This window comes from Amycolatopsis sp. NPDC031561 (assembly GCF_055580625.1).
The window spans coordinates 48861-74256 of record NZ_JBVILA010000010.1 but is presented as its reverse complement, the minus strand read 5'-3'; the positions used below and the strand labels follow the sequence as shown (position 1 = coordinate 74256).

At 68.9% G+C, this 25396-nt stretch carries 21 protein-coding genes; 9 read left to right on the top strand and 12 right to left on the bottom strand.

Going from position 1 to position 25396, the window contains the following annotated elements:
• Nucleotides 1-52: 52 nt before the first annotated feature.
• The 6 genes from paaE to paaZ are packed head-to-tail and all read right to left on the bottom strand — an operon-like array spanning nucleotide 53 to nucleotide 5716.
• Nucleotides 53-1123, bottom strand: coding sequence for a 1,2-phenylacetyl-CoA epoxidase subunit PaaE (gene paaE / locus ACZ5IK_RS21435; protein WP_465489247.1), 1071 nt, complete (start codon nucleotides 1121-1123; stop codon nucleotides 53-55).
• The gene (gene paaD, locus ACZ5IK_RS21430) at nucleotides 1123-1611 is read right to left on the bottom strand and encodes a 1,2-phenylacetyl-CoA epoxidase subunit PaaD (RefSeq protein WP_465489246.1); all 489 of its coding nucleotides are present in this window, start codon (nucleotides 1609-1611) and stop codon (nucleotides 1123-1125) included. The genes paaE and paaD overlap by 1 nt, the downstream gene beginning before the upstream one ends.
• Complete coding sequence (gene paaC / locus ACZ5IK_RS21425; protein WP_465489245.1) at nucleotides 1605-2462, bottom strand: 1,2-phenylacetyl-CoA epoxidase subunit PaaC; 858 nt, start codon at nucleotides 2460-2462, stop codon at nucleotides 1605-1607. Before paaC ends, paaD begins: the two co-directional genes overlap by 7 nt.
• A 1-nt stretch (nucleotide 2463) precedes the next feature.
• Entirely contained in the window at nucleotides 2464-2748 is a 285-nt protein-coding gene (gene paaB / locus ACZ5IK_RS21420; RefSeq protein WP_101605717.1) for a 1,2-phenylacetyl-CoA epoxidase subunit PaaB, read from the bottom strand.
• Nucleotides 2745-3689 (bottom strand): 1,2-phenylacetyl-CoA epoxidase subunit PaaA, encoded by a 945-nt coding sequence (gene paaA, locus ACZ5IK_RS21415; protein WP_465489244.1) that lies wholly within the window; start codon nucleotides 3687-3689, stop codon nucleotides 2745-2747. Before paaA ends, paaB begins: the two co-directional genes overlap by 4 nt.
• Nucleotides 3686-5716, bottom strand: a complete 2031-nt coding sequence (gene paaZ / locus ACZ5IK_RS21410; RefSeq protein ID WP_465489243.1) for a phenylacetic acid degradation bifunctional protein PaaZ — start codon at nucleotides 5714-5716, stop codon at nucleotides 3686-3688. Before paaZ ends, paaA begins: the two co-directional genes overlap by 4 nt.
• A 205-nt stretch (nucleotides 5717-5921) precedes the next feature.
• Between paaZ and paaI the strand changes: the two genes are divergently transcribed.
• From paaI to ACZ5IK_RS21395, 3 genes are read left to right on the top strand one after another with little or no spacing between them, the layout of a single operon-like run.
• Nucleotides 5922-6305 carry a hydroxyphenylacetyl-CoA thioesterase PaaI gene (gene paaI, locus ACZ5IK_RS21405; RefSeq protein ID WP_465489383.1) on the top strand — a complete coding sequence of 128 codons (384 nt, stop codon included), beginning with the start codon at nucleotides 5922-5924 and terminating at the stop codon, nucleotides 6303-6305.
• A complete protein-coding gene (paaK, locus tag ACZ5IK_RS21400) occupies nucleotides 6302-7591 on the top strand; it encodes a phenylacetate--CoA ligase PaaK (RefSeq protein WP_465489242.1) in 1290 nt (429 codons plus the stop codon). The genes paaI and paaK overlap by 4 nt, the downstream gene beginning before the upstream one ends.
• On the top strand, nucleotides 7588-8181 hold the full coding sequence (locus ACZ5IK_RS21395; RefSeq protein ID WP_101605712.1) for a TetR/AcrR family transcriptional regulator: 594 nt from the start codon (nucleotides 7588-7590) through the stop codon (nucleotides 8179-8181). The genes paaK and ACZ5IK_RS21395 overlap by 4 nt, the downstream gene beginning before the upstream one ends.
• Before the next feature lie 6 nt (nucleotides 8182-8187).
• Here ACZ5IK_RS21395 and ACZ5IK_RS21390 read toward each other — a convergent pair whose 3' ends face one another.
• Nucleotides 8188-8466, bottom strand: a complete 279-nt coding sequence (locus ACZ5IK_RS21390) for a hypothetical protein (protein WP_101605711.1) — start codon at nucleotides 8464-8466, stop codon at nucleotides 8188-8190.
• A 124-nt stretch (nucleotides 8467-8590) separates the two neighbouring features.
• On the opposite strand from ACZ5IK_RS21390, the gene ACZ5IK_RS21385 reads away from it, so the two are divergent.
• Nucleotides 8591-9256 (top strand): TetR/AcrR family transcriptional regulator, encoded by a 666-nt coding sequence (locus ACZ5IK_RS21385; protein ID WP_101605710.1) that lies wholly within the window; start codon nucleotides 8591-8593, stop codon nucleotides 9254-9256.
• Here the strand turns inward: ACZ5IK_RS21385 and ACZ5IK_RS21380 are convergent.
• Nucleotides 9183-10211, bottom strand: a complete 1029-nt coding sequence (locus ACZ5IK_RS21380; protein ID WP_465489241.1) for an AraC family transcriptional regulator — start codon at nucleotides 10209-10211, stop codon at nucleotides 9183-9185. The genes ACZ5IK_RS21385 and ACZ5IK_RS21380 overlap by 74 nt on opposite strands.
• An 80-nt stretch (nucleotides 10212-10291) precedes the next feature.
• Here ACZ5IK_RS21380 and ACZ5IK_RS21375 point away from each other — a divergent pair, with 80 nt between their 5' ends.
• The 3 genes from ACZ5IK_RS21375 (at nucleotide 10292) to ACZ5IK_RS21365 (ending at nucleotide 14648) form a co-directional block, all read left to right on the top strand.
• Nucleotides 10292-11395: a winged helix DNA-binding domain-containing protein gene (locus tag ACZ5IK_RS21375; RefSeq protein ID WP_465489240.1), complete on the top strand. Its 1104-nt coding sequence runs from the start codon at nucleotides 10292-10294 to the stop codon at nucleotides 11393-11395.
• Nucleotides 11396-11526: 131 nt separating this feature from the next.
• The gene (locus tag ACZ5IK_RS21370; protein ID WP_465489239.1) at nucleotides 11527-12996 is read left to right on the top strand and encodes a flavin-containing monooxygenase; all 1470 of its coding nucleotides are present in this window, start codon (nucleotides 11527-11529) and stop codon (nucleotides 12994-12996) included.
• Nucleotides 12993-14648, top strand: a complete 1656-nt coding sequence (locus ACZ5IK_RS21365) for a GMC oxidoreductase (protein WP_465489238.1) — start codon at nucleotides 12993-12995, stop codon at nucleotides 14646-14648. The genes ACZ5IK_RS21370 and ACZ5IK_RS21365 overlap by 4 nt, the downstream gene beginning before the upstream one ends.
• A 141-nt stretch (nucleotides 14649-14789) precedes the next feature.
• Here the strand turns inward: ACZ5IK_RS21365 and ACZ5IK_RS21360 are convergent, their stop codons facing one another.
• Nucleotides 14790-16289 (bottom strand): chitinase, encoded by a 1500-nt coding sequence (locus ACZ5IK_RS21360; RefSeq protein ID WP_465489237.1) that lies wholly within the window; start codon nucleotides 16287-16289, stop codon nucleotides 14790-14792.
• A 162-nt stretch (nucleotides 16290-16451) separates the two neighbouring features.
• Here ACZ5IK_RS21360 and ACZ5IK_RS21355 point away from each other — a divergent pair, with 162 nt between their 5' ends.
• On the top strand, nucleotides 16452-18854 hold the full coding sequence (locus ACZ5IK_RS21355; RefSeq protein WP_465489236.1) for a Tex family protein: 2403 nt from the start codon (nucleotides 16452-16454) through the stop codon (nucleotides 18852-18854).
• Between the two features lie 79 nt (nucleotides 18855-18933).
• On the opposite strand, the gene ACZ5IK_RS21350 is transcribed toward ACZ5IK_RS21355, so the two are convergent.
• Both ACZ5IK_RS21350 and ACZ5IK_RS21345 read right to left on the bottom strand, forming a co-directional pair.
• Nucleotides 18934-20664: an acyl-CoA dehydrogenase gene (locus ACZ5IK_RS21350; RefSeq protein WP_465489235.1), complete on the bottom strand. Its 1731-nt coding sequence runs from the start codon at nucleotides 20662-20664 to the stop codon at nucleotides 18934-18936.
• A 25-nt stretch (nucleotides 20665-20689) separates the two neighbouring features.
• Nucleotides 20690-22030, bottom strand: coding sequence for a serine hydrolase domain-containing protein (locus ACZ5IK_RS21345; protein WP_465489234.1), 1341 nt, complete (start codon nucleotides 22028-22030; stop codon nucleotides 20690-20692).
• 304 nt (nucleotides 22031-22334) lie between these two features.
• Between ACZ5IK_RS21345 and ACZ5IK_RS21340 the strand changes: the two genes are divergently transcribed.
• Nucleotides 22335-23981, top strand: a complete 1647-nt coding sequence (locus ACZ5IK_RS21340) for a DEAD/DEAH box helicase (RefSeq protein ID WP_465489233.1) — start codon at nucleotides 22335-22337, stop codon at nucleotides 23979-23981.
• A gap of 22 nt (nucleotides 23982-24003) precedes the next feature.
• Here ACZ5IK_RS21340 and ACZ5IK_RS21335 read toward each other — a convergent pair whose 3' ends face one another.
• A complete protein-coding gene (locus ACZ5IK_RS21335) occupies nucleotides 24004-24936 on the bottom strand; it encodes an acyl-ACP desaturase (protein ID WP_465489232.1) in 933 nt (310 codons plus the stop codon).
• Nucleotides 24937-25396 lie beyond the last annotated feature (460 nt).

Genomic DNA, 25396 nt, shown 5'->3' with positions numbered 1-25396 from the left:
ATGCGGTACTTGCGTGTGCAACTACCGCATCTAGAGGACGAAACGCGGGTGGCTAGGCGTCGAAGTCCACGGTGACGGCTTCGGACACCGGCACCGACTGGCAGGTGAGCACGAAACCGGCGTCCACTTCGGCCTTCTCCAGCGCGAAGTTGCGCCGCATGTCCACCTTGCCGTCGCAGATCTTCGCCCGGCAGGTCCCGCACACCCCGCCCTTGCAGGCGAAAGGCAGGTCCGGGCGGTACTTCTGCGCGCCGTCGAGCAGAGAGGAGTTACGCGGCAGCGTCATCGTCGTCGACCGGCCGTCGAGCACCAGCGTGACCTCGCTGGAAGATCCGACGACGGCCGGGTCGACGTGGTGCACCGGCTCCGGCGGAGTGTCCACATAGAACAGTTCCTGGTGGATGTTCTCGTCGGGAACCTCCAGCGAGCGAAGGAGTTCCTGCGCGCCGGTCACCATCTCGAACGGTCCGCACAGCCACCAGTGCGCCACGTCTTCGACCGGGATCAGCACGGCGCACAGGCGCCGCAGCTTTTCGACGTCGAGACGGCCGGTGAACAGTTCGGCCTCACGCGGCTCGCGGGAGAGCACGTGGACGAGTTCGAGCCGCGCGGGGTAACGGTCCTTCAGGTCCGCGAGGTCGTCGGCGAACATGACGGTGTCCGTACGCCGGTTGCCGTAGAGCACGGTCACCGTCGCGTCGGAATCACTCAGCAGCGAGGACGCGATCGACAGGACCGGCGTGATGCCGGAGCCCGCCGCGATCAGCACGTGGTGACCGGCCGCTTCCAGATCCGGGCTGAAGTTACCGGTGGGCGCGGCGACCTCGACCTCGTCGCCGGGCTTGACGTCACGCACCAGCCACGACGAGAACAGCCCGCCCGGCACCTCGCGCACGCCGACCCGCGGCGCCGCACCGGCGGGCGCGCAGATCGAGTACGAGCGGCGCTCGTCGCGGCCGTCGACCTCCCGGCGCAGGGTCAGCGATTGGCCCGCCTTGAAACGGAAGGTCTCCGCGAGGTCTTCGGGCACGTCGAAGGTCACCGCGACGGCGTCGTCGCACAGGCGCTGGACGTCGGACACCTTGAGGGTGTGGAAGCCCGTGCGGCGGAGAGTGGCAGTCACTAGATCTCCTTGACGTGTTCGAACGGTTCGAGGCAGAACCGGCAGCGGCGCAAGGCTTTGCACGCCGTCGCGCTGAACCGGGACTGCTCCTCGGTGTCCGCGGAACCGCAGTGCGGGCAGCGGACCGATGACACCGGCGGGCTCAGCGTGAGCGGGATCGGGCCGGTCCGCCGCGGCGCGGCGCCCGGCGGCGCGATCCCGGCTTCGGCCAGTTTCCGTTTGCCGTCTTCGGTGATCCAGTCGGTGGACCAGGCGGGCTGCAGGACCGTGCGGACCTCGACGTCGCCGTAGCCCGCGCCGGTCAGCGCGTGCACGAGGTCGTCGCGCATGGTGTCCATCGCCGGGCAGCCGGTGTAGGTCGGGGTGATCGCCACGACCACCCGTCCGTCGGATTCGGACACTTCACGCAGCACGCCGAGATCGGCGAGGGTGAGCATCGGCAGTTCAGGATCGGTGACCGTGGCCGCCACGGCGTACGCGGTCACCATGTCGCGTCCGGGTGTTCCTTGGCGACGCTCTGCAACTCCGCCAGCAGGAAGCCCATCCGCTCGGTGTGCACCCCGTCGCGGCCCATCCGGCCGGAGACCCCGGCGAGAGCACCGATTTCGGGTCGCGTCAGGGTCGCGGCGGCGAGCACCTGGTCGAGGATCGCGTCGAACTCGGGCCGCAGCGAGGGCGACTCGACGAACTCGACCTCGTGTGCTGTGAAGAGCTCCCCGACGTAGGGCCAGACAGCGTCGAGCCCTTCCTGCATGCGGGAGCGGGACAACTCGGTTCCGTCGCCGAGCCGGACGGCCCACTGAGCCGCGTAATCGCGGTGGTAGGCGACTTCCTTGACGCCCTTGTCCGCGATGGCCGCGAGCACCGGGTCCACAGAGGACTGAAGTCGCTGCAACAGAGCGAGCCGCCAGACGGAGAACACCAGCATCCGCGCGATCAGGTGCCCGAAGTGCCCGCCTTCGAGTTCGGCGAGCCGGACGTTCCGGTACTCCTGCTCGCTCCGAAAGAAGGCGTAGGAGTCCTCGGTGCGCTCGCTCCCGTCGGCCTTGCCCGCGCGGGCGAGCAGCAGCCGCGCCTGCCCGAGCAGGTCGAGCGCGATGTTGGCGATCGCGACCTCGTCCTCGAGTTCGGGCGCGTTCGTGCACCACTCCTGCAGCCGGTGCGAGAAGATCAGCGCGTCGTCGCCGAGCATCAGGCAGTAGGCCGCCAGCCGCGCACCGTCCACACCGGACGGAACCGTGGTGTCCACACCGGACAGCGGGTCCTCGAAGCCGGTGCCGAAGGCCCAGCGCGCGTCGTTTTCCTCGGTGATCGCCTCGTAGGCGTTGTCGAAGCTCATGTCAGATGTGCGGAACGTTGTCGGGGATGTCGTAGAACGTCGGGTGCCGGTACACCTTGTCGCCGCTGGGCGCGAAGAACGGGTCCTTCTCGTCCGGCGAGGACGCCGTGATGTCCGACGCACGCACGACCCAGATCGACACACCCTCGTTGCGGCGGGTGTACAGATCCCGCGCGTGGTGCAGCGCCATCTCGTCGTCCGCCGCGTGCAGTGAACCCACGTGCACGTGGTTCAGGCCGCGCTTGCCCCGGACGAACACCTCGTACAACGGCCAGTCGTGCTTCATGCGGAAACCTCTTTCTTGGCGGCGTGGGCGGCCGCGGCTTCCCGCACCCAAGCGCCGTCTTCCTGTGCCCGCCGCCGGTGCGCGATGCGCTGGGCGTTGCAGGGGCCGTTGCCCTTCAACACGTTCTTGAACTCGTCCCAGTCGACGGCGCCGAAGTCGTAGTGCCCGCGTTCGGCGTTCCACTTCAGGTCCGGGTCCGGGAAGGTGACGCCCAGTGCCTCGGCCTGCGGGATGGACATGTCGACAAAGCGTTGACGCAGTTCGTCGTTGGTGTGGCGCTTGACCTTCCACGCCATCGACTGCGCGGTGTTCGGCGAATCCGCGTCCGGCGGGCCGAACATCATCAGCGACGGCCACCACCAGCGGTTCACCGCCTCCTGCACCATCGCGCGCTGCTTTTCGGTGCCGCGCATCATCGTCATCAGCAGCTCGAAGCCCTGCCGCTGGTGGAAGGACTCCTCCTTGCAGATGCGGATCATGGCGCGGGCGTACGGCCCGTACGAGCTGCGGCACAACGGGACCTGGTTGCAGATCGCCGCGCCGTCGACCAGCCAGCCGACCACGCCGACGTCGGCGAAGGTCAGCGTCGGGTAGTTGAAGATCGACGAGTACTTCTGCTTGCCGTTGATCAGCTTGTCGGTCAGATCCGCGCGGTCGGCGCCGAGGGTGGCCGCCGCCGAGTACAGGTACAGCCCGTGCCCGGCCTCGTCCTGCACCTTGGCGAGCAGGATCGCCTTGCGCCGCAAGGAAGGCGCGCGGGTGATCCAGTTTCCCTCGGGCTGCATGCCGATGATCTCCGAATGCGCGTGCTGCGCGATCTGGCGGATCATCGTCTTGCGGTAGCCCTCGGGCACCCAGTCGCGCGGCTCGACGCGCTGGTCGCGCTCGATGGTGTGCTCGAAGTGCCGTTCGAGGTCTTCCTCGGGCAACGTGGCCGTCATGACTGCTCCTTCGCCACCAGGGTCAGCACGTCGTACTTGGCGACCGAGTCACCGTCGGCGTTGGTGACGTCGGCGTCCCAGCGGACCTCGCCGTACTCCTGGTCGATGCGCGGGGTGATCTGCTTGGCGGTCAGGGTCACGGTGAGGGTGTCGCCGACCTTGACCGGGGTGAGGAACCGCAGGTTCTCCAGGCCGTAGTTGGCCAGCACCGGGCCGGGTTCCGGCGAGACGAACAGGCCGGCGGCGAACGAGACCACGAGGTACCCGTGCGCCACGATCCCGCCGAACAGCGGGTTCGCCGCGGCGGCTTCGGGATCGGTGTGGGCGTAGAAGGTGTCGCCGGTGAACTCGGCGAAGTGGTCGACGTCGGACTGCAGGACCTCGCGCGGCCCGGCGACGACGGAGTCGCCGATCTTCAGCTCCGCCAAGGACTTCCGGAACGGGTGGACGTCGCCTTCGGTGCGCGGGGCGCCGGTGACCCAGCGGCCGGTGACCGTGCTGAGCACCTTCGGGCTGCCCTGGACCGCCGTGCGCTGCATGTGGTGCAGCACGCCGCGGACGCCGCCCATCTCCTCGCCGCCACCGGCGCGGCCGGGGCCGCCGTGGACCAGCTGCGGCATCGGCGAGCCGTGGCCCGTCGACTCCTTGGCGTCTTCGGCGTCGAGCACCAGCAGACGGCCGTGGTACGGCGCGACCCCGAGGACGACCTCGCGCGCGAACTCCGCGTCGGCGGTGACGATCGAGCCGACCAGGCTGCCGCCGCCGCGCGCGGCGAGCTCGATGACCTGCTCGGTCGAGGTGTACGGCATCAGCGTCGACACCGGGCCGAACGCCTCGACCTCGTGCGGCTCGGAACGCTCCGGGTCGGCCTTCAGCAGCACCGGCGAGATGAACGCGCCACGCTCGGCGTCCGCGCCGACGACCTCGACCTGCTCGGGGTCACCGAAGACGATCGTGCCGACGTCCAGCAGCGCCTTGAGCGACCGCCGGACCTCCTCACGCTGCTCCAGGCTCGCCAGGGCGCCCATCCGGACCCCCTCGGCGGTGGGGTTGCCGACGACGGTCTTCGCCAGCCGCGCGCTCGCGGCCTCGGCGACGGCGTCCAGCAGGTCGGCGGGCACGAAGGCGCGACGGATCGCGGTGCACTTCTGGCCCGCCTTGACGGTCATCTCGGTGGTGAGCTGCTTGACGAAGAGGTCGAACTCGGTGGTGCCGGGCTTGGCGTCCGGGCCGAGGATCGACAGGTTCAGCGAGTCGGCCTCGGCGTTGAACCGGACGGAGTTGCGCACGATCGCGGGGTGCGCGCGGAGCTTCTGCGCGGTGGACGCGGAGCCGGTGAACGAGACGAGGTCCTGCGCGGTGACGTGGTCGAGCAGGTCACCGACGCTGCCCGCGACGAACTGCAGCGTGCCCTCGGGCAGGATGCCGGACTCGATGATGATCTCGACCAGGCGCGCGGTCAGGTACGACGTCTGGCTGGCCGGCTTGATCAGGCTCGGCACGCCGGCGAGGAACGCGGGCGCGAACTTCTCCAGCGGGCCCCAGACGGGGAAGTTGAAGGCGTTGATCTGGACGGCGACGCCGCGCAGCGGGACGGCGATGTGCTGGGCGACGAACGTGCCGCCCTTGCTCAGCGGCTCGACGTTGCCGTCGACGTAGACGGTGTCGTTGGGCAGTTCGCGCTTGCCTTTGCTGGAGTAGGCGAACAGGACGCCGATGCCGCCGTCGATGTCGACCATGGAGTCGCCCTTGGTGGCGCCCGTCCTCGCCGAGAGCGCGTACAGCTCGTCACGGTGTTCGCGCAGGTGGGAGGCCAGTGCCTTCAGCAGCGCGGCGCGCTGGTGGAAGGTCAGCTCACGCAGCGCGGGGCCGCCGGTGCGGCGGCCGTACTCCAGCGCGGCGGCGAAGTCGATGCCGTCGGACGAAACCCGGGCGACCTCTTCACCGGTCGAGGCGTCGTGCAGCGGTACGCCGTCTTTTTCCGCCGTGTGCCATCCGCCGGAGACGTAGCTGCGCAGCAATGCCATGGGGCGACCCTTCGTGGTGGTATTTACAGACCGTCCGTTCAGTAATTCACTGTAGCTCGTGCCCCGGCACTTGCAAACCCCCGGACGGCGGCGGACCCTTGACATCTGCGCGACGTCGCGCCTTTACTGGCGGCATCCTTTAACAACCGTCCATTCGGTCAGTAACTCACGAGGCGGTGCCTTGACTACCAACGCGGCCCACGCGATGTTCACCGGCGACCGGGCGTCGAACGCGCTGGGCATCGAGCTGATCGAGGCCACCGAAGGGCACGCGGTCGCCTCGATGAAGATCACCGAGACGATGGTGAACGGCCACGACATCGCGCACGGCGGCTATGTCTTCCTGCTGGCCGACACGGCTTTTGCCTGCGCCTGCAACAGCCATGGCCCGGTCACCGTCGCGTCCGGCGCGGAGATCTCCTTCGTCGCCGCCGGGAAACTCGGCGACCTCCTCGTCGCCACCGCCACCGAGCGGACCCGTTACGGCCGCAACGGCATCTACGACGTCACCGTGCACCGGGAGACCCCCGACGGGCCGGAAGTCGTCGCCGAATTCCGCGGCCGCAGCCGCACCATCCAGAAGGCATGACGATGACTTTCAGCGACGACGCCGAGAACCTGACCATCGACGAACTCCAGGCGCTGCAGCTGAGCCGCCTCCGGTGGACGCTGCGGCACGCCTACGACAACGTGCCGTTCTACACCCGGAAGTTCGACGAGGCGGGCGTTCACCCGGACGACTGCAAGACGCTGGAAGATCTGGCCAAGTTCCCCTTCACCACCAAGCAGGACCTGCGCGACAACTACCCGTTCGGCATGTTCGCCGTGCCGGAAGCGCAGGTCAGCCGGATCCACGCGTCCAGTGGCACCACCGGGAAACCGACCGTCGTCGGCTACACCGCCGAGGACATCGACACCTGGGCGACGGTGATGGCGCGGTCGATCCGCGCGGCGGGCGGGTGTCCGGGCGACAAGGTCCACGTGGCCTACGGCTACGGGTTGTTCACCGGCGGACTCGGCGCGCACTACGGCGCCGAGAAACTGGGCTGCACGGTGATCCCGGCGTCCGGCGGGATGACCGCGCGCCAGGTGCAGATCATCACCGACTTCAAGCCCGAGATCATCATGGTCACCCCGTCGTACATGCTCACGCTGCTCGACGAGTTCGAGCGGCAGGGCATCGACCCGCAGTCGAGTTCGCTCAAGGTCGGCATCTTCGGCGCGGAACCGTGGACCGAGCAGATGCGCACGGAGATCGAGGAACGCGTCGGCATCGACGCCGTCGACATCTACGGCCTGTCCGAGGTGATGGGCCCCGGCGTCGCGCAGGAATGCGTCGAGACCAAGGACGGACTGCACATCTGGGAGGACCACTTCTACCCCGAGGTGATCGACCCGTTCACCGAGAAACCCATCGACGACACCGGCGAACTGCTGTTCACCTCGCTCACCAAACAGGCGCTGCCGATCATCCGGTACCGCACGCGCGACCTCACCCGGCTGCTGCCCGGCACCGCGCGGCCGTCGTACCGGCGGATGGAGAAGGTGACCGGGCGCAGCGATGACATGATCATCCTGCGTGGCGTCAACGTCTTCCCCACGCAGATCGAGGAAGTCGTGCTGGTCACCCCCGCGCTCGCACCGCATTTCCAGCTCATCCGGTCCACGAAGGGCCGGATGGACACCCTGACCGTCCGCGTCGAAGCACGCCCGGACGCGACGGCCGAGCAACGCGACCAGGCCGCCGCCCGGCTCGTCGCCGGGGTCAAGGACGGGGTCGGCGTGAGCGTCGGCGTCGAGGTCGTCGACCCGGACACGCTGGAGCGATCGCTGGGCAAGATGCGCCGCGTCCTCGACGAGCGGAACCGCGGGTGACCACCCCCGCCCGCCGGGGGCGCCCCGGTTACGACCTCGAGTCGCTGCTGCAGGTCGCGGTCAAACTGTTCAACGAACGCGGCTACGACGGCACCAGCATGGAGGACCTCTCCCGCAAGCTCGGCATCACGAAATCCGCGATCTACCACCACGTCCCGAGCAAGGAAGAGCTGCTGCGGCTCGCCGTCGACCGCGCGCTGAACGGCCTGTTCGCCGTCGCCGCGGAGACGGAATCCTTCGAGGGCAGGGCGATCGAGAAGCTGGAGCATCTGGTGCGGGGCAGTGTCCTCGTCCTGGTCGAGCAGCTGCCGTTCGTGACGCTGCTGCTGCGGGTGCGGGGCAACACCAAGATCGAGCGGGCGGCGCTGGCGCGGCGGCGCGAATTCGACCGGCTGGTGACGGAACTGGTGAAACGGGCCGAGACCGAGGGCGACGTGCGGCCCGACATCGATCCCGCGGTCACCGCGCGCCTGCTGTACGGCATGGTGAACTCGCTGATCGAGTGGTACCGGCCGCGCCGGGGTTCGGCGGGCACGGAACTGGCGGACGCGGTGTGCAAGATCGCTTTCGACGGCCTGCGGACGCAGTGACGGGGGCTACTCCCCCGCGGCTTGGGGCGGACGCCGCGCCTGCCAGATCAGCGCGTCCCGCAACTGCTGGATGAGCTGTTCGTCGTCGGCCTCCGACGGATCGACACCGAGCGGGATCCAGCGTTCGCCGACCTCGTCACCGTTCTCGAAACTGGTGATCACGATCCCCGCGTACGAGACGCATTCGTCCCCGCTGTCACCCTCGATCAGGACGTCACGCTTCTGCAACCGCACACTGACCCACCGGCCGACACGGCGGACCGGATCGCGTTCAGCACTGGTCATTCGTCCCTACCCATGACACCGGTCCCCCCGCCCCCAACGTCGCCTCGAAGGCCCCAGGGGTTACCTGCGGGTTGTTCCGAATGAATAACGGCAGGCGCTCACCTGAAACGGTTACGCTCGGCCCATGAGCACCGATCCGGAAACCCGGCGGCGCCGCCTCGAACCGGCCGCCCGGCGTGCCGAGATCCTCGCCGCGGCCCGGCGGCTGTTCGGCGCGGGCACGTACGCCTCGGTTTCGACCTCGGACATCGCGAAAGCGGCCGGGGTGGCCCGGCCGCTGATCAACCACTATTTCGGCGGCAAACGCGAGCTGTACCTGGAAGTCGTCCGGCAGATGATGATCGTGCCGGCGCCGGTGATCGAGAACCTGCCCGACACCTCCGCCGAGGAGCGGCTCGCGATCAGCGTCCGGCACTGGATCGAGGTCGTCGAGCGCAACGAGCAGGCGTGGCTGACCGCGATAGGCCAGGAGGCCGTCGGCCGTGATCCGGACATCGAGCGGATCATGCTGGAGGGCGACGAGATCGCCGCCGACCGCGTGCTCGCGGCCGCGTTGATGAGCGACATCACCGAAGGCCGCGAGGAACTCCGCGCGATGATCCGGTCGTACGGCGGGATGTTGCGCGCCGCGTCACGCGAGTGGCTGATCCGCGGCACGCTCGGCCGGGAGGAACTTCGGGTCTTCCTCACCGATTCGATCCTGCATCTGCTGCGCGTCACCTACCCGGCCGTGCTCGCAACGCGTTCCGCCGGGCATAGGCCGCCGGCGTCATCCCCTTCCAGCGTTTGAACGCGTAGATGAAACTCGACGCCTCGGCGTAGCCCAGCCGCAGCGCGACGTCCTCCACGCTGAGCGCCCCGGTGTCGAGCATCTCCTCCGCCAGCGCTTGGCGGACCTCGTCCAGCAGCGCCCGGTAGCCGGTCCCGGCCTCGAACAGCCGCCGACGCAGCGTGCGGGGGCTGAGCGCGAGGCGCCGCGCGACCTCCTCCATCCCGGCGTCGACCCCGCCGAGCCGCACCAGCCGTTCCCGCACCTGCTGGGCGATCCCGGACCGCTCCCGTTTCCGTGACACCAGCAGATCGCATTGCGCGGCGCAGACCGCGACCGTCTGGTCGTTGGCCTGCGGCAGTGGTCTGTCGAGGAAGACCGGGTCCAGGGTGGCGACGTGGGACGGCGCGGAGAACGACGGCGCCAGCCCGAAGGTGCGCACGTATTCGTCCACAGTGGAGGGTTTGTCGTGCCGGAAGGCCAAGGAGCGCAGGGAAATTTCCGGCAGGATGTCACGCATGACGGTGTGGATGGCACCGAGGTCGCGCAGGACCAGGAAGCGGGCGACGTCGCCCGGCACGCGGCTGTCGTCCATCGCCAGCGCGAGCCGTCCGGCCTCGACGGTCACGTGCGGGATGCAGAAAGTGAAGCTCAGGTCCAGGTACCGCAGGGCGAAGCGCATCGCGTCACCCAGCGTCGGGCTGCTGATGCAGGCGAAACCGAAGATGCCGAACGCGCTGACGCGGTACCGCCTGCTCAGCCGCAGCGCGATGTCGTCCCCGCCACCGAGCCCGCGGACCAGCTCACGGACCACCGCGAGTTCCTGCCGGGCGTCGACCTGGCCGTCCACGGGGGCGTGCTCGTAGGACTCCAGTCCCTTGATGCCGTTCTCGGCCGCGAAACGGGCCATGAGCACGATGCTCGCCGTGCCGCGCGGGTAGTCCCAGTCCCGGATCACCGGCGGCGGTAGTTCCATGGCCGGGATTATGGATCCCCTGGCAACGATCGGCGCATTGAGGACCGTAACTGTCCTTGATCCTGTTTAAGGTGAGCCCCATGTCCGACACGTTGAGCAGGCGCGCGCTGAACCGCGCCATGCTGGACCGGCAGCTGCTGCTCCGGCGTTCGAAGATGACCGCGCTCGAAGCGGTCGAGCATCTCGCCGGGTTGCAGGCGCAGGCACCGAACCCGCCGTACTTCGCGCTCTGGGCACGCCTGCACGGCTTCCGTCAGGAAGACCTGGCGAACCTGCTGCTGGACAAGAGCGTCGTGCGGATCGCGCTCATGCGCGGCACGGTGCACCTGGTGACGCCGTCGGACGCGCTGGCGTGGCGGCCGATCGTGCAGCCGCTCTACGACCGCTCGATGGCAGGCAACACCCAGTTCGGCCCGGACATCAAGGATCTCGACCACCAGGAGATCGCCCGCACCGCCCGCAAACTGCTCGGCGAGCGGCCGCTTTCGGCGGCCGGTCTCGGCGCGGAACTGACGAAGCACTGGGAGGGCGTGGCGCCGTCGTCGCTGGTGCACGTCGCGCGGGGACTGCTGCCGCTCGTGCAGATCCCGCCGCGGGGCGTGTGGGGCAAGTCCGGGCAGCCGACGTATCAGACCACCGGGGATTGGCTCGGTGCCGAACCGGACGCGACGCCGTCGCCGGAGAAGATGTTCAGGCGCTACCTGGCGGCGTTCGGCCCCGCCAGTGTCCAGGACGCGCAGGCGTGGGCCGGGATCACGAAGCTCGGAGAGGTCGCCGAACGGCTGCGCCCGGAGCTGCGGACGTTCCGCGACGAGAACGGACGCGAGCTGTTCGACCTGCCCGACGCACCGCGTCCCGACCCCGGCACCCCTGCGCCGGCGCGGTTGCTGGGGCCGTTCGACCAGACCGTGCTGTCCTACGCCGACCGGACCCGGGTGATCAGCGACGAGTACCGGAAGGTCGTCATCACCCAGAACGGCCTGGTCAAGGGCACCATCCTGGTCGACGGATTCGTGAAGGGCAGCTGGGAGATCAAGGCGGCGAAGAAGGCGGCGTCCGTGGTGATCACGCCGTTCGAACGCGTCCCGAAGCGCGATCTGGACGTCCTCGAGAGTTCCGCTCACCGCCTCCTGGCCTGGGCCCACCCCAACGCCGAGACCCACACGGTGCAACTAGTCCTCTAGTTGCGGTAGTTGGTAGCGCGAACTACCGCAACTAGAGGACGAATTGCGGGGAGGGGCGTGGCCGGAAATCTCGATTGAGTGGCCGGTCGGGCACTTCCGGGCGGGGTGAGGGCTGCGTAGCGTCGATCGGCATGAGCACTGGGTCATCGAAGACGAGCGTGCTGATCGTGGGGACGGGATTCGGCGGGGTCGGGACGGCGATCGAGCTCAAACGCGCCGGCTTCGACGACTTCACCATCCTGGAGAGCGCGGACGAGCCGGGCGGCGTCTGGCGGGAGAACACGTATCCGGGCGCGGGCTGTGACATCCCGTCGCCGCTGTACTCGTTCTCCTACGAGCCCAATCCCGACTGGCCGAAGCGGTTCTCGCTGCAACCCGACATCCACGAGTACCTCAAACGCGTGGTGCGCCGCTACGGGCTCGAACCGCACATCCGCTTCGGCACCCGCGTCACCGGCGCGGCCTTCGACGAGGACCGCGGGCTCTGGCGGGTCGAGACCGCGGGCGGCGAGACCTACGAGGCAACCGTCTTCGTCCCCGCCGTCGGACAGCTTTCGCGGCCGGTCCAGCCGGACATCCCTGGCCAGGACACCTTCGAGGGCCCCAGTTTCCACTCCGCGCGCTGGGACCACGACGTCGACCTGCGCGGCAAGAAGGTCGCGGTGATCGGCACCGGCGCGAGCGCGATCCAGTTCGTGCCCGAGGTCCAGCGCCAGGCGGGCGAGCTGACGGTGTTCCAGCGCACCGCGCCGTACATCATGGCCAAACGGGACACCCGCTACCGGCGCTGGCAGCAACGGCTGTTCCGGCATCTCCCGGCCACGCAGCTGCTCGGCAGGCTCCGGATCTTCCTGCTCGCCGAGTACGCGACCTACGCGATGACCGCACATCCGTTCCTGGCCAAGGTCTTCGAACTGCGAACGGCCCAATTGCGCCGGCGTCACCTCAAGGACCGGGCACTGCGCGACAAGCTCACCCCGGACTACCCGCTGGGCTGCAAGCGGATCCTGTTCACCAACGAGTACCTGCCCGCGCTCGCCCAGCACAACGTCGCCGTGGAAACGCGGCGCATCAGCGCGATCACGCCGTCCGGGGTGCTCACCGAGGACGGCGTCGAGCACGAGGCCGACGTCATCGTCTACGGAACCGGCTTCGCGGCGACGGACTTCCTCGGCGAGCTCAAGGTGGAAGGTCTCGGCGGCAGGTCGCTGTCCGACGCGTGGAAGGGCGGCGCGCGGGCATACCTCGGCATGACCGTGCCGGGTTTCCCGAACCTGTTCTGCGTTTACGGGCCCAACACGAACCTCGGCGCGGGCTCCATCATCTACATGATCGAACGGCAGGCCCGCTACATCCGCCAGGCCGTCGAACATCTCGCCCGGTCCGAAGTGTCCTATATGGACGTCGTTCCGGAGGTCGAGCAGCGCTACGACGAGGAGGTCCAGCGACGGCTCGGCCGGAGTGTCTGGTCGGCCTGCGCCAGCTGGTACCGCCAGGAGAACGGCCGGGTGAGCACGAACTGGCCGGGTCTGGTGACCGAGTACGACCGCCGCACGAAGACGCTCGACCTCGGCGACTACCGGACGGCGGGACCGCGATGAACTACGACGTGCTGGTGATCGGCTCCGGGTTCGGCGGCAGCGTGACCGCGTTGCGGCTCACCGAGAAGGGCTATCGCGTCGGCGTGCTGGAGACGGGCCGCCGGTTCGCCGACGACGAGTTCGCGAAGACCTCCTGGCGGCTGCGGAACTACCTGTGGGCCCCGAAACTGGGCTGTTACGGCATCCAACGGCTGACCCTGCTGAAGAACACTTTCGTCCTGAGCGGCGCGGGTGTCGGCGGCGGCTCGCTCGTCTACGCGAACACGCTCTACGAACCCCCGGACACCTTCTACGAAGACCCGCAGTGGGCGCAAATCACCGACTGGAAGGCCGAACTCGCCCCGCATTACGACCAGGCGAAACGAATGCTGGGCGTGGTGGAGAACCCGCTGGTCACCCCGGCCGACCGCGTCCTGCGCGAGGTCGCCGAGGACATGGGCATCGCGCACACCTACCGGCCAACGCCCGTCGGGGTCTACTTCGGCAAGCGCGACACCGACCCGTTCTTCGGCGGTGAAGGCCCGCTGCGGACGCCGTGCACGCACTGCGGTGAATGCATGACCGGCTGCCGGGTCGGCGCGAAGAACACGACCGTCAAGAACTACCTGTACTTGGCGGAGAAGGCGGGCGCGGAGGTCCATCCGCTGACCACCGCGGTGTCGGTGCGGGAGATCGACGGCGGCTACGCTGTCGACACCGTCCGGGCCGGGCGTTGGCTGCGCAAACGCAAGCGGACCTTCACCGCCGGGCAGGTCGTGTTCGCCGCCGCTTCCCTGGGCACGCAACGGCTTCTGCATTCGCTGAAGGACTCCGGCACGTTGCCGAACCTGTCGCCGCGGCTGGGCTTGCTCGCCAGGACGAACTCCGAAGCCGTCCTCGCCGCGCGGTCCCTGCGCGACGACACCGACTTCACCCGCGGCGTCGCGATCACGTCGTCGATCCACCCGGACGCGGTGACCCACGTCGAGCCGGTGCGGTACGGCAAGGGCAGCAACTTCATGGGCCTGCTGACGACGGTGCTCGTCGACGCCGAAACCGGCAAACGCCGCTGGGTGCTGGGCTTGCGCGAACTGGCGCGGAACCGGCGGAACCTGGTGCGGCTGCACAACCCGCGGCGGTGGTCGGAGCGGATGGTCGGGCTGCTGGTGATGCAGACGTTGAACAATTCCGTGACCACGTACACGAAACGCGGGCTCTTCGGCCGCAAGATGACCACGAAGCAGGGCATCGGCGACCCGAACCCCGAGTGGATCCCGGCCGGGCACGAGGTCACCCGGCGGGTGGCGGACAAGATCGGCGGGCTGGCGCAGGGCGCGTGGACGGATCTGGCGAACATCCCGATCACCGGGCATTTCATCGGCGGCTGCGCGATCGGCGACAGCTCCGAGACCGGCGTCGTCGACCCGTACCAGCGGGTGCACGGCCATCCGGGGCTGCACATCGCCGACGGTTCGGCGATCTCGGCGAACCTCGGGGTGAACCCGTCGCTGACCATCACCGCGCAGGCGGAACGCGCGATGTCGTTGTGGCCCAACAAGGGCGAGGCCGACCCGCGCCCGCCGCTCGGCTCCCCGTACCGGCGCCTCTCCCCCGTCGCACCACTCAAGCCCGTGGTACCCGCGGAGGCCCCTGCCGCCCTGCGCCCCCTCTGATCCCCCCGCGTTTCGTCCTCTAGTTGCGGTAGTTCGCCCTGCCAACTACCGCAACTAGAGGACGAAACGCGGGAGGGGAAATGGAAGGGACGGGTGCCGTCGCCCGCGCGACGCCGGCACCCGCCCCGGTCTAGCGGATCATCACGGGAGGCCGGCCAGGCCCGCGCTCACCGTGTTGGACCAGGAGTAGCCCTGCGAGGCGTCCCAGTTGATCGACCAGGTCATCGCGCCCCGGATCGTCGGGTACGTCGTCGTCGGCTTGAACGAACCGCAGCTCGTTCCCTTCGCCAGGCAGTTCAGCGCGTTGACCGTGTTGCCGGGCGCCTGGTAGCCGCCACCCGCCGCGGAACCGGAAGCGGGCAGGCCGAGCCCGACCTGGTCGGCCCGCAGGCCGCTCTGCAGCTGGATGCAGGCCAGCGCGGTGAGGAAGTCGACCGTGCCCTGCGAGTAGACCTTCTGGTCGCAGCCGAGCATCGAGCCGCTGTTGTAGTACTGCATGTTGACGATCGTCAGGATGTCCTTGACGTTCAGCGCCAGCTTGAAGTACTCCGCCGCCGGGTTCTGCATGTCGATCGTCTGCGGCGCCATCGTGATGACCGTGCCGCCCGCCGCGTGGATCGACCGCAGCGCCTGCGCCATGTAGGTCGCGTTGACGCCGTTCTCGAGGTCGATGTCGACGCCGTCGAAACCGTAGGTCGCGATGAGCGACTTCATGCTGTTGGAGAAGTTCGTCGCCGCGGCCGAGGAGTCGACGCGGATCGTGCCCTTCTCACCGCCGACGGACAGGATGACCTTCTGCCCGCGTGCCTGCGCCGTCTTGATGTCGGCCTTGAACTGCGCGTCGGTGTAGCCGCCGAGCTGGCTCGACAGCCCCGAGTCGAGGGTGAAGGTGACCGCGCCCGGAGTGGCCGTCGCGTCGGCGAAGGACACCGCGATGACGTTGTACTTCGTCGGGACGTCAGCCAGCTTGAGGGCCTTCGCGCCGTTGTAGAAGTTCTGCCAGTACCCGGTGATCACGTGCTTCGGCAGGTCGCCGGGGTTCGGCTTGGTCGTCGTGGTCGTCGGCGAGCTCGACGTCGTGGTCGGCGAGGTGCTGGTGGTGGGCGACGACGTGGTCGTGGTGGGCGTCGTGGTCGGCGAGCCGCCGGGACCGTCGAGGTTGACGTCGTCCGCGAAGTACGCGGGCTGGCCGTACCAGCCGTGCAGGTAGATGTCGACGCTGGTGGTGGACGCGCCGGTGGTGAAGCTCAGCGAGAGCTGGCTCCAGCTGCCGGTGCCCGGGGACCAGGTGTTCTTGTCCCCCGTCCCGGTGCCGGTGACGCCGAGGTAGGTGTAGCTGCCCTGCACCCACGCCGAGAGGGTGTACGCCGTGTTGGCCTTGACCGGCACGCTCTGCGAGCAGCGGGCGTTGTCCTGTCCGGCCGGGGTGGCGCTGAGCGCGCGGCTGCCCGAGTGGACCGGCGTGGTGACCACCGAGGACGCGCCGGTACAGGTCCAGCCGCTCGTGGTCCCGAGTTCGAAGCCCGGGTTGGTCAGGATGTTGGCGGCCGAGGCGCTGCCCGAGACCGCGAAAGTCACCCCCAGGCACACGGCCAGTGACGACAGCAGGGCGAGGAACGCGTGTTTCGGCTTGACTTTCACAGGTGGCCTCCACGAACGGGTGATGTCGGCCACATCAAAATGGTACAGACCAATACAACTGTCAAGGGTTCGGTTAGGGGAGGCCATACGAAAGTCGGCTCGGCGGAAGCGGCAGAATGCAGGGTCCGAGAGCACCCGAGGGCGGATTTCAGGAGCGTGGGAGTGAGCGTGCAGGGCCTGCAGACAGTCGAGCAGAAGATCGCCGAAGAACTCGGTGTGCGCGAGGGGCAGGTCAAGGCGGCCGTCGACCTGCTGGACGGCGGATCCACCGTGCCGTTCATCGCCCGGTACCGCAAAGAGGTCACCGGGATGCTGGACGACGCCCAGCTGCGCACCCTCGAAGAGCGCCTCCGCTACCTGCGGGAACTCAACGAGCGCCGGGTCGCCGTGCTGGACTCGATCCGGAGCCAGGGCAAGCTCGACGAGGCGCTCGAAGCGTCGATCATGGCGGCGGACACCAAGTCCCGCCTCGAAGACATCTACCTGCCGTACAAGCCCAAGCGGCGGACGAAGGCGATGATCGCCCGCGAGGCCGGTCTGGAGCCGCTCGCCGACGGGCTGCTGAGCGACCCGAACACCGACCCGCAGGCCGCCGCCGCGGTCTTCGTCGACGCCGACAAGGGCGTCGCGGACGCGCAGGCCGCGCTGGACGGCGCCCGCGCGATCCTCGTCGAACGCTTCGCCGAGGACGCCGACCTGATCGGCGAGCTGCGCGAGAAGATGTGGTCGCAGGGCCGCCTGGCCGCCAAGGTCCGCGACGGCAAGGCCGAAGAAGGCGCGAAGTTCTCCGACTACTTCGAGTTCTCCGAGCCGTACACGAAGCTCCCCTCGCACCGGATCCTCGCGATGTTCCGCGGCGAGAAGGAAGACATCCTCGACCTCACGATGGAGTCGGAGGAGGCGGAGGCGCCCGGAGGGCCGGAAACGCAGCCGAAGGCCGGGCCGACCGACTACGAGACCCGCATCGCGCACAAGTTCGGCATCTCCAACGAAGGCCGTCCCGGCGACAAGTGGCTCGGCGACACCGTCCGCTGGGCGTGGCGCACGAAGATCCTGCTGCACCTGGGCATCGACCTGCGGATGCGGCTGCGCCAGTCGGCCGAAGACGACGCCGTCCGCGTGTTCGCCGCGAACCTGCGCGACCTGCTGCTCGCCGCCCCGGCGGGCACCCGCGCCACGATGGGCCTCGACCCGGGCTTCCGCACCGGCGTGAAGGTCGCCGTCGTCGACGACACCGGCAAGGTCGTCGGCACCCACGTGATCTACCCGCACCAGCCCGCCAACAAATGGGACCAGTCGATCGCCGAACTCGCCGCCCTGTGCGCGCGGCACAAGGTCGACCTGATCTCGATCGGCAACGGCACCGCGTCACGCGAGACCGACAAGCTCGCCGGCGAGCTGATCAAGAAGCACCCGGAACTGAAGCTGACCAAGGCCGTCGTCTCCGAAGCGGGCGCGTCGGTCTACTCGGCGTCGGCGTTCGCGTCGCAGGAACTCCCGGGCATGGACGTCTCACTGCGTGGCGCGGTCTCGATCGCGCGGCGGCTGCAGGACCCGCTGGCGGAGCTGGTGAAGATCGACCCGAAGTCGATCGGCGTCGGGCAGTACCAGCACGACCTGTCCGAGATCTCGCTGTCGCGGTCACTCGACGCGGTGGTCGAAGACTGTGTGAACGCGGTCGGCGTGGACGTCAACACCGCGTCGGCGCCGCTGCTGACCCGCGTCTCGGGCATCACGACGAGCCTCGCGGAGAACATCGTGGCGCACCGTGACGAGAACGGCCCGTTCAAGACGCGGACCGGGCTCAAGGAGGTCGCACGGCTCGGCCCCAAGGCCTTCGAGCAGTGCGCGGGCTTCCTTCGCATCCCCGACGGCGACGACCCGCTCGACTCGTCCTCGGTGCACCCGGAGGCCTATCCGGTGGTGCGGCGGATCCTGTCCTCGACCGGGACCGACCTCCGCGCGCTGATCGGCAACTCGCGGACGCTGCAGGCGTTGAAGCCGTCGGAATTCGTCGACGACACCTTCGGCCTCCCGACGGTGACCGACATCCTCGCCGAACTCGACAAGCCGGGCCGCGACCCGCGTCCGGCGTTCAAGACCGCGACCTTCGCCGACGGCGTCGAGAAGATCGGCGACCTCAAGCCGGGCATGCGGCTGGAAGGCGTCGTGACGAACGTGGCCGCGTTCGGCGCGTTCATCGACGTCGGCGTGCACCAGGACGGGCTCGCGCACGTCTCGGCGCTGTCGAAGAACTTCGTCAAGGACCCGCGTGAGGTCGTGAAGCCCGGCGACATCGTCAAGGTGAAGGTGCTGGAGGTCGACGTGCCGCGCAAGCGGATCTCGCTGACGCTGCGCCTGGACGACGAGCCCGGCAAGCCCGCTCGCGAGCAGGGCGGCGGCGGTGGTGGCGGTCGTGACCGCGGTCAGGGCGGCGGCGGTCAGCGTCAAGGCGGCCAGCGTCAGGGCGGCGGCAACCGCGGCGGCGGCGGCAACCGGGGTGGGAACTCCGGGGGCGGCGGCTCCATGGCGGACGCGCTCCGGAAGGCCGGCTTCGGCAAGTAGCTCACTTTGCGCGTGAAGGCCCCCTTCCCTCGGCTCAGCCGAGGGAAGGGGGCCTTCACGCGCATCCGGGGTTAGAGGTTCAAGGGTTCATCGCGTAGGCGCCGGAGAGGTCCCGGACGAGCGACCACACGTGGTCGAAGCGGGCCGCGTCCACGACGGGCTTGCGCACCGAAGCGATCGCGAGCGCCTGCTGCGCCTCGGTCGAGGACGACTTCCCGTGCAGGTCGATCGCGGCGACGCTGAAGTCCTGCACCAGGACGCCGAAGATCTGGTCGACGACCTCGGTCTCGATGCCGGTGATCTCCGCCTGCTCCAGCACCAGCTGCCCGTAGACGACCAGCGTGAACAGCTCGGTCAGCGCCAGGCCGAAGTCGAGGTCCTGCTGCTGCGCCTCGTCCGGCGTGGCGTCGGTGAACAGCTTCACCAGCGACTCGGCCTGCTCGGTGAACCGCGCGACGTTCGGGATCGCGGACGCCTTGGCGTAGGCCTCACGCCAGTCGTGGAACCGCACCTTGGACAGCCCGCGCGCGGGGCCCTGGCGGAACAGGAATTCGTCGTCGGCGGCGTCGGACCGCGTCGGCACCGGCTCGTAGGCCTGCGGCGCGAACAGGTACGCGGGCACGAACTTCGCGATCAGCGCGAGGTTCACCGCCACCGTGCCTTCCAGCTTCGGCAGGCCGTCGATGTCGTTCTTGGCCATCGCGAGGTAGGTGTCGGTCTCGAAACCCTTGGCCGCCACCACATCCGCGACCAGGCCGATGACCTTCTGCGCCTCGGTGGTCACCTTCATCTTGGTGATCGGGTTGAACAGCAGGTACCGGCGGTCGTCCGCGTTCGCGCTGCGGAAGTAGTCCACGGCGCGGTCGGAGAACAGCTTCATCGCGACGAGCCGCGCGTACGCCTCGACGAATTCCCGGCGCACGTGCGGGAAATCGGTGACCTTCTTGCCGTAGAGCTCACGGTTGTGCGCGTGCGTGATCGCCTCGTACAGCGAGTGCGTCGACATCCCGATGCCGCCGAAGCACAGGTTGAACTTGCCGATGTTGACCGTGTTCAGCGCGGCGGAGAACGCCTCGGCACCGACGTGCAGGATGTCCTCTTCGGACACCGGGTAGTCGTCGAGTTCGAACTCGGCGACGTACATCTGGGACGGCACGACGTTCTTCACCACGCGGTAGTTCGGGTGTTCCGAATCCGCGTAGAAGAACACGTACTGGTCCGGGCCCTCGACACCGTCGATGCGGCCGAACACCGACACGGTCCGCGCGCAGTTCCCGTTGCCGATGTAGTACTTCGACCCGTTCGCGCGGTAGCCGCCGCTGCCGTCCGGGGTGAGCACGAGGTCCGACGAGTAGATGTCGGCGCCGTGCTCCTTTTCGGACAGTCCGAACGCGGCGACGCCACCGGCCGCGAGCGAGTCCGCCGCGCGTTTGCGGGCGGCCTCGTTCGCGCTCTGCCACACCGGGCCCAGGCCGAGGATGGTGACCTGCCACGGATACCAGTAGTTCAAGCCGTAGAAACCGAGGATTTCCGACAGCGCCGCGACCCGCGCGGTGTCCCAGCGCTTGTCGGGGTCGCCGTCGGCGTTGGCGCCGGGAGTGAGGAACGTGGAGAAGAGGCCCTCCTTGCCCGCGAACTCGATGAAGTCCGCGTAGAAGGTCCGCTCGTGGTAGTCCTCAGTGAGCTTGCGCTTGCCACGCTGTTCGAACCACTCGATGGTGGCACGCAGCAGGCGACGCGTCTCCGGGTCGAACTGCCGTGGGTCGTACCCACCCGGGTTCAGCAACAACGCGGTCGCCTTTTCGCTCATCGTCACTCCATGGTCGCCGAAGTTACTACCCGGTAACCGTAGCGCGCCGCCTCGCCGTCCGGCCACCGAACTCGATCGAAGTCACCCGTCCTTGCTCGTCCCGCAGGAACCGCGCGGCGGGCCGACGGGTGTCGGCGGCCTTGGCCAGCACGTCTTCACCGACGAAGACCACCTCGAACGCCGGCGGAGACGGGATGTCCTCCATGTTCACGACCATCTGCCCCCACAGGACGCCGTCCCGGTCGGTGATCTCGAACCCCAGGTCGCCGGTCTCGAAGCGGCCGAGGTACTCGGCGAAACCCGGTTGGGGCACCGGCGGGGCGCTCGCGATCGGGGGCAGTCCCACGAGGTTCTCCAGGCACCAGTCGACGACCCGGGGGCCGAGCACCCCGCCACCCGCGCTGTTGGTCAGCACGGTGACCGCGAAGTCCTCCTCCGGCAGGGTGACGAACTCCGAGACCTGCAGGTTGCCGACGTTGCCGCCGTGCCGGACCAGCCGCGCGTCGCCGTGGCGCGTGCGCAGCCAGCTGAGCCCGACCTCCTCGAACGGCAGCGCCGCCGCGCGCTGCGGCGCTCGCAGGAGGTCCCGGGTCTCGGCGGAGAGCGGCGCCTTGCCCGCGGACTCGCCCGCCAGGAAGAACCGCGCCCATTTCAGCTGGTCGGCGGCGGTGGACCACAGCCCGCCGCTGGCGCTGTCCGCGCGGGTCAGGCCCACGGTGTGCTCGACGGCGGGCCCGTCCTCGCCCAGCGCGTGGCCGACGGCGTGACCGCGGGTGAGCACCTCCCACGGAAAGTAGTACGACTCGGTCATGCCGAGTGGTTCGAGCAGCCGGGTGCGGACCAGTTCCTCGAAGGTCTCGCCGGATTCCGCCTCCGCGACCCGTCCGGCCAGCTGGAATCCGGCATTGCAGTAGGAGAACGCCTCGCCGGGCGGGAACACCTGCGGCAGGTCGCCGAACTTGTCGACGGCCAGCGCCAGCGCGTTGTCGCCCCAGCCGGTGGTGAAGTCCACGTCACCGAGGAACCCGGCCGAGTGCGTGAGCAGATGCCGCAGGGTCACCGTCTTCCGCGCGACCGGATCGGCGAGCCCGAGCCCGGGAAGGTACTCGACGACGGGCTTGTCCAGGTCCAGCACGCCGTCTTCGACCAGGGCGAGCACGGCGGCCGCGGCGAAGGTCTTGCTGGTGGAGCCGATCATGAACAGCGTGCCGGTGGTGACCGGCTGCCCGGTGTCCACACTGCACACCCCGGTGGCGAACACCGACTCCTCACCCCGGTACGTCACACCCGCCACGGCACCGGGGACGCTCGCCTCGCGCGCCCACTCGTCGAGCAGGCCTTGAAGTTCTTGAACGCTCTTCGACACTCACGTCACCTTTCACGCCGGGGCTGGTCCGACCAGCGTTTCACCGGGTGAGGGGGCCGGGCTCGTGGAAACGGACGAACATCGGCCGCCCGCTTCGTCGGGCCGCGCGAACGCGGTGCGGGCGATATCACGTAGCCCGGGAGATCACGACCAAGTACACTGGCGTTGCGGTCCGCTCAGTTCTGCCTCGGGCCGCGTTTCGTTGTCGAATGACCACGCGCCGCGACCCCCGAGGTCTGCGCCGGGCAGGACAACCGTTCCTATTCTTACGGAGACACCAGGGCGCACACGCGCCCATACGCTTATGAGCACACCTACTTTCATCGAACTCGGCCTGCCCAAGACCCTCGTGGACTCGCTCGCCGAGCAGGGCGTCACCAGCCCGTTCCCGATCCAGGCCGCCACGCTGCCGCATTCGCTGGCCGGCCGGGACGTCCTGGGCCGCGGCCGCACCGGCTCCGGCAAGACCTACGGCTTCGTGCTGCCCGTCCTCGCCCGGCTCGCCGCCGGCCCGACGCGCCGCCGCCCCGGCCGCCCGCGCGCGCTGGTGCTGGCGCCGACCCGCGAACTGGCCACCCAGATCGAGGCGTCGTTCCTGCCGCTGGCGAAGCCGCTCGGCCTCAAGGTCACCACCATTTTCGGCGGCGTGAGCCCCAACCCGCAGATCACCCGGCTGCGTGACGGCGTCGACATCGTCGTCGCCTGCCCCGGCAGGCTCGCCGACCACATGCGCTCGGGCGAGGCGAAGCTCGACCACGTCGAGATCACCGTGCTGGACGAGGCCGACCACATGGCCGACCTCGGCTTCCTGCCCGACGTCCGGCGCATCATGGCCGAGACGCCGGATCGCGGGCAGCGGCTGCTGTTCTCCGCGACCCTCGACGCGGGCGTCGACGTGCTGGTCAAGCGCTTCATGCACGACCCGGTCACGCACAGCGTCGACTCGGCCCAGTCACCGGTCTCGACCATGAAGCACCACGTGCTGCACCTGGAAGAGACCCACCGGCTGCCGGTGCTGATCGACCTCACCGCCGCGCCGGGCCGCACGCTGGTGTTCACCCGGACGAAGCACCGCGCCAAGCAGCTGACGCGCAAGCTCATGGCCTCCGGCGTGCCGGCGGTCGAACTGCACGGCAACCTCGGCCAGACCGCGCGGACGCGCAACCTGGAGGCCTTCGCCTCCGGTGCGGCGAAGACGCTGGTCGCGACCGACATCGCCGCCCGCGGTATCCACGTCGACGACGTCACGCTGGTCATCCACGCCGACCCGCCGGTCGAGCACAAGGCGTACCTGCACCGCTCGGGCCGCACGGCCCGCGCCGGGGCGTCCGGCACCGTCGTCACGCTGATGACCGACGCGCAGGTCGGCGACGTTCGCGACCTCACCCGCAAGGCGGGCATCAAGCCGACCACGACGCAGCTCGGCCCCGGCCACCCGCTGCTGTCGGAGCTGGCGCCCGGCGAGCGTTCGTTCACCGCGTCGCCGCGGCGGCCGATCGTGGACACGCGCCCGAAGAAGGTCACCGCCGGCGGCGAGGCCATCCGCGGCAAGGGCGAAGAAGAGGAGCGCCCCGCCAACCGGGGCACCAGGACCGGTCGCGGCCGTGGCCCCTCGGCCGGTGGCCGGGGTGCTTCCGGTGGCGGACGGGGCCGTGGCGGTTCCTCCGAGGGCCGTTCGCGTCAGCCGCGCGCCGAGGGCGATCGCCGCGGCGGCGCTTCCGCGGGTCAGGGCCGTCGTGCGGCCGAGACCACCGGGCGTCGCGAAGGCGCGCCCAAGGGCGGCGGTCAGGCCCGTCGCGGTGCCACCGACTCCCAGCCGCGCCGGGGCGGCGCCTCCGCCGGTGCCTCGAAGTCCCAGTCGCGCACTCAGTCCGGCGGCGCTCCGGCCCGCCGTGGCGGTGCCGCCGCGTTCTCCTCGGGAACCCGCGCCGGCTCTCGCCGGTCTCGCTAGTTCTCTCCGCTTCGCCGCCCGATCATCGTCGGGCGGCGGAGCGGGCTTCGGCGGCCGCCCGGCGCTCTTCGAAACGTGACGCCTGGGTGTCGAGGCCTTTGAGGAACTGGTCGAGTTCGTCCCGCGCCTTCTCCCCCACCTCACCGAGCCCTTCCAGCTCGAAGACCTTCCACTGCCGCAGCAGCGGCCAGATCACCTCGTCGTGATGGATGCGCAAGTCGTAGATACCCGCCTTCGCGATCAGCGCGGCCTTCCGCACGAAGCTCGGGATCACCGCGCCCGGCATCTGGAACTGGACGACCTCGTCGGTGATCGCCCGCATCATCGCGTCGGGTGAAAGCTCCAGCGACGCCTGCACGAGGTTCCGGTAGAAGATCATGTGCAGGTTCTCGTCCATCGCCACCCGCGCGAGCAGCTTCTCGCACAACGGGTCCTGCGTGTACTTGCCGGTGTTGCGGTGCGAAAGCCGCGTCGCGAGTTCCTGGAACGACACGTACGCGAAGACGTTCAGCAATGCCTTGTCACCGCTGTCGTATCCGGCCTGCATGGTCTGCATCCGGGCCCGCTCCAGCTCGACCGGGTCCACCGCGCGCGTCACCAGCAGGTAGTCGCGGATGCAGATGCCGTGACGGCCTTCTTCCGCGGTCCAGCGGTGCACCCACGTGCCCCACGCGCCGTCGCGGCCGAAGGCCCGCTCGATCTCGCGGTGGTAGCTCGGCAGGTTGTCCTCGGTGAGGAGGTTGACCTCCAGCGAGGTCCGCGCGATCGGCGACACCCGCGACTGCTCGGGATCCCAGGGCTCGCCGCCCAGTTCGGCGAAGTTCTTGCCCTCGCTCCACGGCACGTACTCGTGCGGCATCCATTCCTTGGCGACACCGAGATGCCGGTTGAGGTTCTCCTCGACCGTCCCCTCGAGTTCGAGCATCAGCCGGGTGCTTTCGGGAACCGTCGTCATGCGTTTTGTCCTTCCGGGGTACGGAAAACGCCTACCTACGACACCGTAACTTACGGTGCCGTAGGTGAGCCAGGCACGGAAGGTGAACTCACAGGACCCCGTGGCGGACTGGACGTGGCTTTCGTAACAGCACCTCAAGCGATCACCCGACCGGACCGAACTCTGACCGGTGAGCCATAGGTTTCTTAGCTACCTACGGAATTCTGGGTGCGTCTGGGTCTTCTCGCGACTGGCGGGCGGCTGTGTCGCGAAAGCCACTTTCGGGACGTCAGATGTCGCGAAAGTGGCTTTCGCGACATGCTCGGCCGCGCTCGACGTGTGGGGTCACGGGTCGGTCGGGTGGGCCATGAGCGAGAGAGTGCCCTCACCGGCTGGTCGTGGGGGGGGGGGGGGGGGGGGGGGGGGGAAAAAAAAAAAAAAAAAAAAAAAAAAAAAAAAAAAAAAAAAAAAAAAAAAAAAC

Coding starts and splice junctions, on each gene's coding strand:
- paaD (WP_465489246.1), bottom strand. CDS start 1,611: ATGGTGACCGCGTACGCCGTGGCGGCCACGGTCACCGATCCTGAACTG.
- paaC (WP_465489245.1), bottom strand. CDS start 2,462: ATGAGCTTCGACAACGCCTACGAGGCGATCACCGAGGAAAACGACGCG.
- paaB (WP_101605717.1), bottom strand. CDS start 2,748: ATGAAGCACGACTGGCCGTTGTACGAGGTGTTCGTCCGGGGCAAGCGC.
- paaA (WP_465489244.1), bottom strand. CDS start 3,689: ATGACGGCCACGTTGCCCGAGGAAGACCTCGAACGGCACTTCGAGCAC.
- paaZ (WP_465489243.1), bottom strand. CDS start 5,716: ATGGCATTGCTGCGCAGCTACGTCTCCGGCGGATGGCACACGGCGGAA.
- paaI (WP_465489383.1), top strand. CDS start 5,922: ATGTTCACCGGCGACCGGGCGTCGAACGCGCTGGGCATCGAGCTGATC.
- paaK (WP_465489242.1), top strand. CDS start 6,302: ATGACGATGACTTTCAGCGACGACGCCGAGAACCTGACCATCGACGAA.
- ACZ5IK_RS21390 (WP_101605711.1), bottom strand. CDS start 8,466: ATGACCAGTGCTGAACGCGATCCGGTCCGCCGTGTCGGCCGGTGGGTC.
- ACZ5IK_RS21385 (WP_101605710.1), top strand. CDS start 8,591: ATGAGCACCGATCCGGAAACCCGGCGGCGCCGCCTCGAACCGGCCGCC.
- ACZ5IK_RS21380 (WP_465489241.1), bottom strand. CDS start 10,211: ATGGAACTACCGCCGCCGGTGATCCGGGACTGGGACTACCCGCGCGGC.
- ACZ5IK_RS21375 (WP_465489240.1), top strand. CDS start 10,292: ATGTCCGACACGTTGAGCAGGCGCGCGCTGAACCGCGCCATGCTGGAC.
- ACZ5IK_RS21370 (WP_465489239.1), top strand. CDS start 11,527: ATGAGCACTGGGTCATCGAAGACGAGCGTGCTGATCGTGGGGACGGGA.
- ACZ5IK_RS21365 (WP_465489238.1), top strand. CDS start 12,993: ATGAACTACGACGTGCTGGTGATCGGCTCCGGGTTCGGCGGCAGCGTG.
- ACZ5IK_RS21350 (WP_465489235.1), bottom strand. CDS start 20,664: ATGAGCGAAAAGGCGACCGCGTTGTTGCTGAACCCGGGTGGGTACGAC.
- ACZ5IK_RS21340 (WP_465489233.1), top strand. CDS start 22,335: ATGAGCACACCTACTTTCATCGAACTCGGCCTGCCCAAGACCCTCGTG.
- ACZ5IK_RS21335 (WP_465489232.1), bottom strand. CDS start 24,936: ATGACGACGGTTCCCGAAAGCACCCGGCTGATGCTCGAACTCGAGGGG.